General features: G+C 40.9%; 3 protein-coding genes. All 3 read right to left on the bottom strand.

Annotation, left to right across the window (positions count from 1 at the left end; genetic code table 11):
• Positions 1–5 precede the first annotated feature (5 nt).
• From LC608_RS19735 to LC608_RS19725, 3 genes are read right to left on the bottom strand one after another with little or no spacing between them, the layout of a single operon-like run.
• Positions 6–6332, bottom strand: coding sequence for a DEAD/DEAH box helicase (locus LC608_RS19735; RefSeq protein ID WP_229555129.1), 6327 nt, complete (start codon positions 6330–6332; stop codon positions 6–8).
• On the bottom strand, positions 6329–11200 hold the full coding sequence (locus tag LC608_RS19730; RefSeq protein ID WP_229555128.1) for an Eco57I restriction-modification methylase domain-containing protein: 4872 nt from the start codon (positions 11198–11200) through the stop codon (positions 6329–6331). Before LC608_RS19730 ends, LC608_RS19735 begins: the two co-directional genes overlap by 4 nt.
• On the bottom strand, positions 11197–14064 hold the full coding sequence (locus LC608_RS19725) for a DEAD/DEAH box helicase (protein WP_229555127.1): 2868 nt from the start codon (positions 14062–14064) through the stop codon (positions 11197–11199). The genes LC608_RS19730 and LC608_RS19725 overlap by 4 nt, the downstream gene beginning before the upstream one ends.
• Positions 14065–14202 lie beyond the last annotated feature (138 nt).

Here is a 14202-nt window from a genome sequence, read left to right as displayed (position 1 = left end):
AATCATTAATTGATATATTGACTGCGAAATGTTTCTGGATTTGCCATAACTTCGGCAATAGTAGCTACCTGCCATCCGGCTGATTTAAATAGCTTTAAACTATTATCTCCTTCAATTGAAACAGCACATTTATAACTCGACCAAGCTAATTCAGCTTCAGCAATAATAACTTCATTACTATCCATTAACTCATAACCGACCTCTGGTAAATCCCAGTTATGCTCTTGCATATAGCGCAACAATTCTAATGTTGTCTCATCAAAAACTAGTTCCTCTAGCTTTTGCCAAGCTGCTACATTATATTGAACTGTTGCTTGAGATTGATTCTGGTTTCCTTTGGGAGGTACTAATGCAGAATTTAAACCATTGTCATTACCTAGAGCAGTCACAACGTAACTGTGGCCAAGAAATTGTAAAATATTGAAATACCGTAAAACTCCTCCCCAAGTTTTTTGTAATTCTTTTTCAGCTTCTGTTGTTTTATCATCTAAATAAATAACGACAAATGAACCAGCACTATCGAAAGATGAATGACGTTTACCATCTACAGAAAGGTAAATACTTGCCCAAATCTTGTCGCTATTTATAATCAGATCAACTAAACCTAACATTTTGCCATTTTCTATTGGTTTAAATGCATCTATAACTGAGACGTTACTTTTACTTAATACTGCTTCTGCCCAAGATTGACGAGCATCTTGCTGGCTGAAACGAACATTATCAAACTGAGCCGATGTTCTCATCAAAGCAAAGTTTTTCCATAAATCTCTATTTGGGTTAACTAGAAAATTGGTTAACCAAAAAAAACTATTTTTCTGAGCAACAAGCCGTAATTCACTGCATCGATATTTTTCATATAGCGTGCTTTCTTTAGCCTTAAAATGCTGACTAACACCGACTTCTAAAAGGTCAATATAAAAATCAGTTTGTTTATTAGAAAACTGCGATTCTACATCTCCCCAAGTTAAAGACCAAACGTGATATTTATTACTTTTGGCAATTGCCATACGTTGGAGGAAATCTTCAGCAATGCGGTGTGCATGGTATTGCCAGCCATCGGTAAAAACCACTATTGGTTTAATTGCTGTTGTATTTTTAGCAGGATAAAAGACAAAATCGGCTAGACTACGAACTTCAACCCCTTCATTTCTGCCAAGTTCTACCTGTGGTTCAACATTCCAATCTTGATTGCCAATTCTAATAAAATAACCAGCTTTTCCGTTAACTATTTCTTTGCGAACAATGGTCGGTTCGTTATTATGGCGGTAGCGTCGTAATGCTTCAATCAAACGTAGCTCAAGGATGCTGTCAAATAAGGCATTAAGCTTAACTTGAGAAAGCGCTCCTTGAGTTTCAGTTAATTGATGACGATGGCTAACAATAGTATTAAGTAAATCAATTGCTGTCCTGCGGCTGGTTTGGTCTTGGTCAAAACTATTACGATAGCCGTATAAGCAGTTATAACAGCCATCATTGCAATCGCAAGCACGTAAAATAGTTAGTGCTTTTTCAAACACAGAGAAAAAGTTATTTGGATCTCGTAGTAATTCGCGTAGATATCCGGTACCACCAGGAATGGTGTCATATAAAAATAGAAAGGGTTTGCGTAACAAGCTAGGTGTATTTTCTTGCGGTTCGTGACTAATAAGGGTTCTGAGGTGGTCTACTTTCCCCTTAAAGTATTGTTTTAACCCTAGTTGCAGGGCTGCAATAAATGAATGTAATTTTTTATCAGAAGTTAAAGTATCTACAGGTAGCAATATCCTGATTGCTTCTGATTCAAATTGTCTAAACAAGTATAAAATATCGGTAAAATCGTTTTCATTGCTACTTTCACGGCGGGAACAAGTCAAGGCGTGTTCTGGTTTTTCCAGGTCAGTTTGAACTTTACCACAATGGCGACAAATCCGAAAACCAGGACGGGGACGGTTAACACCAGCGACTTCAAAGTTTTCAGATTGGGAATTACCCTCCCCAAAATTTATTTCTCGGAAAGTGACTCGTGAAATAAATTCAAAACCAAAGGGAAATTCATCATTTTTAATTACAAAGGTTTTTTCCCGTGCTTCTGGTTCAAAATCTACCAGCATTTGTTGAGTGAAAAATGCTGGTTGGCGCTCATCTTTATCATCACCAATACGGCTTTCTCTAGCGTGAGTGGTCGCTATAACTTGGCGCAGACGAATCATTTTGCGCTTGCGTCCTGCATCCAACCACATTCTGTCCCCACAGCGCGGACAAGCGGGTTCTTTGGCTGCATCTAAAATAGTGGCAGCAGCGTAAGAACAGTTTCTACACAACCGCCACTCTTCAATTTTGGAAATGTTTAAGTCGATTTGGTCAATTTTGACGCGGTTCCCCTCAGCGTAAAATACACCAGAAGGAGCAAGTTCTCGCAACGCGATCGCACTAGGACGTTCGTACTCAAAGGTAAAGGTTTCGTACTTCCCAGATGCACCATCCCCTTTAATATTTTTTTGTCGCCAAATAATTGACTTCAGGATTACGCCGGGTTCGGGGAAGGCATAATTGGGTAGCAACCCTTCATCGGTAAAAAAGTTGAAGGTGTTTTTATCGCTGATATTTTTGGCTAACTCCATCAACCCCCCTCGTTCGCGGTGGAGTTCGGCTAGTTCTTCTTCATGATTTTGACTCTTGGCAGCTTTTTCTTTATCTTTGATCCGTCGCCGTAAAGTATCACTCTGGTTTTTCAAGCGACGGCGTTCTTCTACTACTTCCTGCAAGCGGTTGACAATGTGCCAACGCAGTCCCCCTTCATCGTTCTCGCCTTTCTCAATAAATATTTTTAACTGTTCGGCGCTGCGGGTGGATATTTGATTTTGGAAGAGGTCGAGAAAATCTTGCAGCAGTTCTAACTGTTGGTTTTCAATAAAACTCAGCCATGTATAAGGAAAGCGAGTTAAATCACGTTGCTGGACGCTATCTAAAACAGTCCCAAATCGTTCGGGGAGTTGCTCTGGAGTAACACCTTGGGACACCCAACGGTCGAGACAGTAAGCAGTGAGTTGGCGTTGTAAAATTGCTGAAGCATCGAGGTAAGAACCGGGAGTATCCACCCCACCTGCAATCATTAACATTGGATCAGCCCAAAAATACAAGTCATGGGGAGTACCGTTGGCGATCGCGGCGATAAAAGCATTCCCATCTCGACGACCTGCACGACCAATACGCTGCTGGTAGTTCGCTTGGGCCGGAGGAACAGAACATAATAAAACAGAGGAAAGCGTACCAATATCAATCCCCATTTCCAGCGTTGAAGTAGCAGAAAGAAGATTTGGGTCGTAGCGGTGGCGACCTGTGATAAAGCGATTCTCTAATTCTTCGCGGACATCTCTTTCTAATAGCCCGGTGTGTTCTCTAGCAAAAATGCGCCACACTCGACCTTTAGAATATAAATTGCGGTAAAAATCGCGGGTTTTTCGTTCAGATGGTTGATATTTACCGGTACACTTGGGACGCATACATGGTGTATCCGTCCATAGCCTTAATTCTTCAGGGGAAGCGGTAATACTGTGACCGCATTTGTCACATTCGAGGTGATGGGCTGTAGTATCTAAGTATAATGCTGTTTGTTCAATACCCCAGACTTTGGCATTGTTACGTGTTTCCCTCACTCCAAAAATCTGATGAGCCACCAGTTGATTTAAAACTAGGTTGTAGAGATTTTCTACTTGGGCCACAATCAATGGCGTGTAGCTAGAAAATAGCTTAAAAGCCCAATTTTCACACCAAGTTACTTTTCCTGATGGTCGGACTAAGGTTTCAAAGCGGGGAACACTACCATTTTGGACAAAATAAACGGGTGCAAGGGAGGAAGGGCCAAAACCAGGCATAAATAATGGTTGCTGCAATCGGAAGGTTTGACCGCCACTTTCAATATAGTTTTCTGCCATCGAATGCAAAATACCGCCTTGTAGCCGTAGATGGGAAATTAAGCCCAAAAGAAAACGGTGTAGGGTGTCTTGGTCAAGGTTTTCCAGCCCGCCGATTTCGTTGCGAAGTTGTTCGAGTAGGTTTAAGCAGGCAGGGTTAAGCAAATTACTATTGAGAAAAACTGCACAAGTATCTGTGCGTTCTAGCGAAGCTCCCAAATTTGTCCGCAAACCAATTTCTGCAACTACTTCCCAATCCAGTCGTTTATTAATTAGGTCAACAAGGCTGGGTTTTGCTATTCCTGCTTGTTGTAATTCTTCCCATTCCCGTAGCCATTGCAAATCTGAGGGCATAAAGGTGGCAATATAATCACCATCGTTACCAATTTGATTCCGCCAATATTGATAAAAGTCAGCCCGAATATCCGCTAAATTCCATGCTGTTGCTTTATTATCAAGGTGCTGGCGTAGGGCGGTTCTCAAGGTAGTGCGGAAGGTGCGAGTTTCAAAAAAGCCTGCACGGTGTGCTGCGTCTTGTACAGAGTCGGAAAAAGTAATTAGTTTGCGATCGTCGTTGTAAGCTGATGAAAACAAAGTACCAATTGCGGCACTAGCTAAACTTGCAGCACGAGAACCAAGAATTGCTAAACCATTTTTACTACCACAGAAGGGGCAATCATGGTTAGAAATGCGCCGGGAATTGCCGTTTTTGGTTTTTATCGTGCGAACAATCGTATCTTGGTCTGGTTCGATAACTGGAATAAATTCCTGGCTAGCGCACCTATAACAACTATGGGCATCTGTGCGGTTAAGGGTTAGACATTCGGTACAAAGTTGCCAAGATAACCAACCTCTATCGTTATTTTTATCTTGGTTGGGAAAAACATAGGTAATTAATGGGTCGTTTGAGAAGTAAGCTTTATAAAAGTCCCGCAGGTCACAAGCTATTTTATGGTTCGTTGCTTGCTGCCTTAATCCTCCCCATCCTGTACTACCACAGTCCCGACAGTGTATCACTGGCAGGACACGCCCTTTTTCTTCTGATGCTTGGTCGTCAGCAAATACTAATTGGGGTTCTTGCTCTACAGTCCCCACCATGCGGCGCAGTTCTCGCAACCAAAATTGCAAACGAATATTAACCCAAGGGGCAAGGGCAGTGTGCAATTGACGGCGGGCAGTGGCGCACAAAGCGATTAAACTATCAAATAAGGACGCTTGATAAATTGGGTCATCGCTATCTGGCAAGCGCATTTTCCGGCTAAGTTTCTGCCAGAGTTCGGTTAGGGAAATTGCTCCTTGGTCTAAAACTTTGAGTAGATTGTGGACAATAGGTAGAGATTTTAAGCGATCGCCAAGTTCAACCCGCCATTCGTTATTATTAAATGGTTCGCTAATTGCTTCCTCAAACCATAACTGATATTGGGCGCGAATATATTCCTCAATAGTTTGGTAGTTAGCAGCTTTAAGAATTTCTAATTTATCGGGTTCGGGAATGGGGAGGGGGTTGATGTAAGCATCAAAGAGAAATTCCCCGCAAGCAAGTCTATCTTCTTCAACTAGGGCATTTTCGTCAAAGGGTTCGTCAAAAACCGTAGTTGCATAATTCAACATATCCCCTTTGTTACCGCTACCACCCAAGGTTGCAGAAGTACCAACACAGGCTAAATGACGTTTGGGAGTTTGCAACCTAGCTTTGAGGCGGCGGATTAAACAAGCTAAATCGGTTCCCTGTGCGCCATCAAAGGTGTGAATTTCGTCAACTATTAAATAACGTAGGGTTTCTGGTGCATTTCCTACCCATAATGGTTGGTCGCCAGGACGAATCAGCAGATAGTCCAGCATTTTATAGTTAGTTAGCAAGATGTCGGAGGGACATTGGCGCAGGATATTTTTGTCGGTGATGATATGGTCTTCACCCATCATCGCCTTTGGATCTCGTTCCGACTCGCCCACAAATAACCCAGCAGTTACCTTACCTTTTAATTTTGGGTTGTGCCAAATGAGACTTGCTAACCGCTTTGCTTGGTCGGTTGCGAGGGCGTTCATGGGGTAAATTAGCAGTGCTTTAATACCCGGTTCGCTTTCATGCTGGTAGCAGTGGTTGAGAATGGGTAACATAAAACACTCTGTTTTACCCGAACCGGTTCCCGTAGCGACGAGGGTTGATTGGTAGTAAGGTGATTTTAATCGGGCGAAGGCTTGTTCCTGATGGCGGTGTGGGGGAAATGCCATTGGCACATCGGGGAAATAGTCTGCACCTGTAGAACCGGGGCGAAATGGTAAACCAACAGAGAGGTAAGGGCCTTTAAATACAGCTTCCGGTGTTGCTAAGAAGCGTTGCATTAGCCCTTCAAACCCTGGGGAGGCAGGGCGAAATTCGGTTTTGAGGAAATCTTCAATACTGGCGCGAACTTCTGAGGCGACTACTGACGGTATCATGATTTAAGCTCCTGTTCGGCAGAGCGTATTTCAAAGGCTTCCCAGGCGGTGTGGTAGTCTTCTTCTCTATCGCAACGGTCGAAGGGGGCTTGGTAGATGATGGTGCGTTCGATGGGGCCACCTGGCATGGTGTCGTCGATGATTGTGCGTTCGACTGTACCTGTTTTCATGTCTTTGATGTCTTCCCATCCCTGTTCGCCTTTTTTACCTTTGCGAGGGAAGCCAACACCTACAAGTCCTTTGCTGATGGTAAATACAATGCGTCCGTTTTGGTCGTACCAAGTATCTTTTTCGTATTGGCGCATGACGGGGAATTGGACGCGGTAAATTGTTATAAGTTCGTCGAGGGTAAGTCCAAGTGCCATTGCTGCAAGTATGTCGATTTCGACTAGGGCTTGGCGGCGTTCGTAGTCGGTGCGAAGGGCGACGTTTCGTTGCCAGTCAGGGGTGAGATTTGAAAAAAAGTTATTTTTAAGCCGAGGATCGTTTTTTCCCCAAGTGTCTTGTTTGAACTTAATTGTGTAGTAGTCTTCCCATAAAAGAGAGTAATAAGTTGTTATACAAGTAAGGGTTAAAACACGGAGTATTAATAAATTATCATATGGGGTCTTGTAAATAATTGGAAAATCATCCAAAGTTTGATGTAAATTTGATCTACCTGTAATTTTTACAAAAAAATCATAAGGTAATGAAAATGTTAAAGAACTAAATAATAAAAAATGTAATTTTAAATTTTCAGAAAATGCATAGCTTTTGATTGCATTAGTATGTGTTGATGATGGTGGCATAATAGCACCAATTAAAGTTCTTTCTCCTGATTGAGATAACATTCCTCTAAACACTAAACGATAATATTCTGTAACCCTTTTAGGCTCATCTACCCCATTTTGAACCCAATTAACTATAGGAATACGTCTTCGATACTCTACAATATCCGATGTTGGAACATAATTTGTACGCGGTAAATAGTTATCATAAATATTTACTAAATCTACAACATCATAGTATCCATTAGAAGTACAAATGGTTCGAGGGGTTTTACTAATAGGATTAGCCACATTAAAGTGTGGTCCTGACAATATCCATTGTTCTTCTACTTCAGGAAAAATAGTATTACGCTTAATTATTTCCTCTTTCTGAGCATTTACTTCATTCCAACACGTTGAAGGTGTTGTAAAATAGGCTCCAGAAAAATTGTTTAAACGCATGGATTGTGACGCGAACTTTTCTAATACACTTAAAAGTTGTTGAGAATGGATCGCTGGTAGTTTTGCTTGTAGTTCAGAATGACCTTCTGTCTCATATAATTGCGAAAAAAGTATTAAAGTATTATTATTAACATGAATAATCCTTAGAGGATGCCCTTTTATCTCCCATTGACCTTGGTCATTCTTAATACCAGGAATAGCAGTATTTATAGAAGAGTCAAAGCAATCATATATTGTTTTAGTAGAAAAAAGATTTGCAATAGTAATGAATTGATACTGAGAATTTATATCATCACATTTTTGCTTATATATATTTATACTAAATGGTTTTCTATTTTCGGTTCCACTAAATAATCTTCTAATTTCATCAAATTGGAAATGAGCTTCTAAGTATTTATATAACTTTTCCCTAAAAATGCCTCCATTTGGGTCATCATAAACGCCTTCTGGATGTATAAAACCTTGTATACCTTTTTGATTAGAAAATAGCCAGCTTTGAGGAATAAAACATTTATATAAATTTGCTTTCTGTCCAGCTAATAAAGCATAATTTTGTTTTGCATTAAGAAAATCTTGAATCGCAGTTGATGTTTCATACTCTGAAAAATAAATAGGAAGTAAATTTGGGTATTTAACAAATATATCCCCTGCTTTTGCTATTTTTTCTAGTTCACTTGAAGAAAAACCACGCAAATCATACAAAGGTTCAGCATCACCCATTACCCTACCTTGATCCCACTCTACCTTAATCCAAGGTGGATTCCCTAAAATAAAATCAAATCCACCATTATCTGCAAAAACATCCGCAAACTCCAATTCCCAATGAAAAAATCTCTTCTCTTTCGCAATCTTCGCAACTATCCCCAACCTCGGAAAACGCTCTGCTAACTTTTCAACATTTACCAGCCCATAATTATCAACAAACTCCTGCACCTCATTCTTTTGTGCTGTATCAGGAAATAACGGTAACTCTGGTTCAGATTCAAACGTCATTTCAGTCTCACCTAAAATGACCGCTAATTCCATAAAATACTCATACCTTGACGGCAATAAATCAGCTTTTTCGATTTGCCAAAACCACAAAGCACACCAATAGTCCATGACAAATTTCAACCGTCGATAAGAGCTAGAATTACCCACACCTTCGGATAATTTCTCTTGTGCTAAAATCTTATCTTTGATTTCCAAAGTGCTGCTCTGATGCGTAACCTCCTCATAATCAAAAATACTCAAAGGGTCAGTAGTGCGTTGTCGTATTACTCGCAGTTCATCAGTGTGATGTTGCCAAAGTTCATCTATGCGTTGAGATAATGCCACTAAACGGTCAACATCAAAATCGTCGTAGGGCGCTTTACAAAATTCCTTACGCCAGTTATTTATAGTTTCAATTTCCTTTGCTGCCAGAGACTTGATAACTTTATCCGTATAATTCGCCATTCCTGGGTCAGGCAACAAAAAGTGAAACACCACCCCATCAGGTAACTTTTCCCCTACCATAACCCGTTGGGGTTCGTGGTCAAACCAATATGGTTGTTTCTTATCACGCGGAATTAACGTAGTACTGTACACCTGACGACGCGCACCAATAAGCGAATTACCGCAGTGCAGTTGCATTCCAAACCAAGGTACAAAAGCTTTTCTATTTTCCGGTTTGTAAATACAATTCAACCACAAGGACACCTCAGCTAACTCCACAGCAACCGGGTTTAAGTCAATTCCAAACACGTTACGGTCAGCCAAAAACATTTTGACTTTCTGCTTTTCCTGCAAATACTCGTCATGGGGAATGCGTTTTTCTAACTCGTTCTGCTTTAACTCCAAGTATTTTTCTGCTAATTGATTAACAGCTTCGTTCAAAAATGCTGCACTACCCATTGCCGGTTCGCAAATCTTCAGCTTGAGAATATCATCAGCTGTTTTATCTTTGAGCAATTCCTTCAACGCATACTTAACCAAACAGCGCGTTAAGGATTCCGGGGTATAATAAGAAGCAGAATTTTGGCGATCTCTTCCTGCTAACCGATAGATAAAGTCACCCTTGCGGCACATTTTCGCCGTACCGTCATCATTAAATACCCGCTCCGCCGTCGTATAATTTTCTAAATCTTCCAACTTGACGAAGTAAGCAACATCCAATTCGTCATAGTTATTTTTTCCAAGTTTGGGGGTTTCCTCTTCTACTTCCTCCTCGTCATCTTCCCCAGTTGCTCCTTTACTATTTTTCGCTGCACGCTGCACCTCGTACAAATCAGTCTCAGCAAAAAAGCCCTGGAAGCACAGTAAAGATTCATACACAGCACCCAACTGGATAATTCCCAATTGTGCATAAGAAATACGTCCCCGTCGCTTACCTTTACCCTCCCGCGAGAGGGACATTAATTCAATTACATCTCGCAGTACACTATTGCGGAACTTGACACGATTCAGTAGCTTAGTGCGTTCTGGGTCAAATAAATGACTTTTTAGTGGTGCAAGTTCAAAAGTATTATCATAAATTTTCTCTTCAGGTAAATACAGAGTTCCCACATTACTTGGTACATACCCTTGCCAAATTATTTCAAATAGTTTGGTAAGTGAAGCATTAATAAAATAACCGTTTTTATCTTCTTCTGTCCGCAATTCTACTTGCTCTAATTCCCGCAGGGATTCTAAACTATAACCTTCCCGATAAATCTCAGCATTCATCGGCGCATAACCCAAATCCCGTCGTGCTTCGATGTAAAAAAGAAACAGCAAACGGTACATATAACGCAGACATTCAATTGATAATTGTCCTGCATCTAATTGCCCAGAAAATACCCCGGTTCTCAGCTTATTTCGTACATACCAAACTGCTTCGTTACCCAAAATTTCAATTGACTTTCTGAGGGCATATTTCAAATCATCGGAAACAGAAAAAGCATGACGGTGAGAATTTTCATCTAATTCATCAAGTAAGGCTGTACCCTCGCTAGGACAGGTATGTTCTTTATGCAGTAATGTCGCCGTTGCAAGTATTGTATCCGATTCCTTGCGTGATAAAATTTCTGATAAATCAAACCGCAATAACCGTGATGCATTCCACTTAAAACGGTCAATGAGAATAATTTGATGAATACTAGCAAGTAATAACCACCGGGGTGGCTCATCTTGAGCGAAAATATAATCAGAAACAATATCTTCTATAGTAAAGTCAGACGAAACTAATTCCGCACTTATATTATTTTGATTATTTTGTTTTTCAGTAATTTGTGCTTGATTTAAATTTAAATCTAAAATATCAATGACTTCATTGCCTTCTGGTAAAGCTTCTATAATCCAAAGTAACGGCACTCCATTACTTTTTTTGACTTCACACAGTATCGGGAGTAATTGCCCTTCATCAAGAATGCGCCGAGTAGGTTCAATCTGATAACCTAAAACACCAAAAATTTCAGAAAACCATTGCTGTTGAAAAGTTAGACGTTCCGCAATCTCCTTTTCTTTGCTAAAATTATTTATAGATCTAAAATAAGATGCAGCTAAACTTCCCAATAATTCGGGGGGAGATTTTGTTTCATTTTCAGCCGCAGCTTCTCGCCAGCGTTGAGCAATTCCTTTAATATCATCTTTGAGAATAGCATCAATATAGTGATTGGAATAAAACTCATTTTCGTTAGTAATTCCTATTAATTGGCTCATACAGTACCCCCCTGCAACACAGCAATAATTTTGATATATGGAGCAGGTTCGGTAGTCATGCTATCCTCCACCCAATGCCAATATTCATTAAAAATTTGCTCAATCCTGCGTTCTTCTTTTGATTTTTTCTGTTCAACTAAAGGAGTACCATCTGCAAAGCGCACTGTTAATTGTTGATAATGTTGACCTTTGAGCTTATTTAAACGATTTAATTGTTCCTGTAATTGGATGTCAATTTCATGCTCAAATTTCTTCAGTTCCTCCAGCATTTTCTTTTTTGCTTCGGTAACTGCCAACCCGCGCAAATTCAAAAGTTTTTCATCTACAGGCAACATTTGATTGGGAATTGACTCCCGATCAAATTCGGTACGGCGCAGCGTTTCCTCAAAGTCTTCTATATGCTTAACTTTTTGATTTTGAAACACTACACTTACCCACTTGTTGACTAGAGGTTGCCCACGACGGTTAGGAATTATACCTAACATAACAAATACAACCTCATTTGCCAGTAGTTGGGGTAAAACAATAACGGGGGCTTGATGCCTGCCGAAAAGCGTTATACCACGGTCGTTTAACCAATCAACTATAGGATGCAGTTCCCAAAGATACTGAATAGAGGGCCAGCGTTCCTCAGATTTTCGTGATTCCTCTAATTCGTGCATCACTTTGTTGCGATCGCCAGACAAACGCAATGCCTGATTCGATGCAGGTTGAATTTCTCTTGGTAAACGCTCAAAACGCGATCGCAGCTCGTTAGGCATTGTTAACTCGATTAACAACTCTTCCTCAAAACTACGCAACTGCAAAGGATTTTCCTCATTAACTGCCTTCAATGCCTCTAACGTGTAATGATAGTCATCGGGAAATAAACTTGGCATTTTCTGCATAGCGGCTTGTGCTTGGGGTTCTTCACTCACTTCTGGCTCATCCCCAAACACATTGGCAAACCAGTTATCCTCATCCTCGCTCTTCTCATCCGGTTGTAGCCGTGCATCAAAGCTTTCTGCTGTTTCCCCCTGCTCAATTGCTTCTATGGCGGCTGATGTCACTTCCACCTCTTTATCGACATCAAACACCCCCATAAAAACAGAAGGGTCGCCAATATTTTTAATTGCTTGCTCGTCTTTCCTAACTAAAACGCTAACAATGCGCTCTGCTTCATCAACTTTTTTGTTATTCGAGCGAGTCAAAAGATAACGAATTTGCGGTTGTTGCTCTTGTCCGTAACGGTCAACCCGTCCATTACGCTGCTGCAAAGCCATTAAAGACCAAGGAATATCAAAATGTATGAGACGGTGCGAAAAATAATGTAAATTAATCCCTTCCGATGCCACATCCGTAGCAACCACCAACCGCAGCGAAGATTTTTCATTACCAAATTCTTCGATAACATCCATCAACTCAACATCTGGCATTCCACCATCAAGGGTAGCAATCGCTTCTTCTTTCAGCTTTAAGTCGCGCTTTAAACTCTCCCTAAGAAACCGCATCGTCTCTAAACGCTCGGTAAAGATTACAATTCGGTCTTTTGGGTCTGTACCCTTCCAAGCAAACCCCCCAGCTTCGGTTGTACTGATTAGTTGTAATAATTTTTGATACTTTGAAAAAGTTCTATCATTAATAGGTTCCAAAGCTGATTCTAAAGCCTTTAACTCGGCAACATCAGTATTTAAATGCTGATCATCAGTATTTTTTACTCGCTTGATGCGATTACGTACTGTCTCCAAACAAGCCATCGGGCTGGACAGCATCGCTTTTAACAAAGTAGTTTTAAACAACTTACCTGTGGAAGCTTTCGCGTCAATCCCAGCCAGCTTTAAGTTATTAAGAATTTCAAATGCTTCCTCTTCTTCTACAGAAGCATTAGTTTCGAGTGCTAAAACCTGACGTTCAGGGAATTTTTTGAGAAGTTGCCCAATAACATCTTTCTTAAACCGCCGGACGTACAAATCTCGAATATCTTCCTTAGTGTAGTTCGACTCGTTAGCGATCGCTGTTGGGTCGAGCATATTCATCAAGCTAGCAAAGCTTTCCGCGCGCCCATCATGGGGTGTGGCTGATAGCATAATTAAACTATCGGAACGGCTTGCTAATCGGTCAGCCAACTTAGAACGCAATGAAGCACTGCTACCACGTCCCCGACGAGCAACGTTGTGTGCCTCATCAATGACTATTACATCCCATTCAGCTTGCTCGATGTAAGTACGATACTCCCGGTCTTGTTTGAGGGTATCAACAGAGACAATGGCTTTATCGTAATAGTGGAAAGGATTATGGTTTGTGGGGATACGAGAGCGAATGCGTTGGATACCGACAGAATCAAGGCGTACCAAAGGTATAGTAAAACGTACCCAAAATTCTTTCTGGAACTGAGTCAGCATACTTTTGGTTGTTACAACCAAAATGCGTTTTGCTCGTCCCCGACGCATCAACTCGGCAACCAAAATTCCTGCTTCCAAAGTTTTCCCTAAGCCAACAGCATCTGCAATTAACAAACGTTGTCGCGGCATCGAAAGGGCTTTGAGCGTTGGGTCTAATTGGTAAGGCAGCACATCCATTGCTGCTTCATGACCAATGTAAAGATTAGTATCAGTGGGGGCAGTTTGCCGGAGATGAGCTTCGAGAAAAAGTAGCGAATTCCTATAGCCAGAAGTATTATCTGGTACTAAATTAGTGTTTTCCGGGTCTAAAACCTCTAGGTCTTGTTCTAATTCTTTGACAAACCGTGCAGTGCGACCTTTAATAAAATCACTTACACCTACAACTTCGATTACCACAGAACCATTAGGTGTTCTTGAAGTGGATTTTACAAGCCACTCTGCATCTCTAGCAACAATCCGCGCACCAGGGGCAAGCGTTTCCATATCAGCCTTTTAAATTTAAACGTGGAACTGTGTACACTATAGTCAAATGCTTCTTGTTCTGCTTGCTATCCTGAGCAGAAAATTTACTTTTCCAAAAATTATTTTGGTGCATGAAATTAAAGACAGTTTTGACTGCCT

Origin of the sequence: Nostoc sp. XA010, assembly GCF_020829625.1 — a bacterium.
In the GTDB taxonomy this organism is placed as follows: Bacteria; Cyanobacteriota; Cyanobacteriia; order Cyanobacteriales; family Nostocaceae; genus Nostoc.
This window is presented reverse-complemented; position numbering and strand designations above follow the sequence as displayed.

Excerpts from the sequence above, each read along its gene's own strand:
- LC608_RS19735 (WP_229555129.1), bottom strand. The coding sequence starts at position 6,332 with ATGATACCGTCAGTAGTCGCCTCAGAAGTTCGCGCCAGTATTGAAGAT.
- LC608_RS19730 (WP_229555128.1), bottom strand. The coding sequence starts at position 11,200 with ATGAGCCAATTAATAGGAATTACTAACGAAAATGAGTTTTATTCCAAT.
- LC608_RS19725 (WP_229555127.1), bottom strand. The coding sequence starts at position 14,064 with ATGGAAACGCTTGCCCCTGGTGCGCGGATTGTTGCTAGAGATGCAGAG.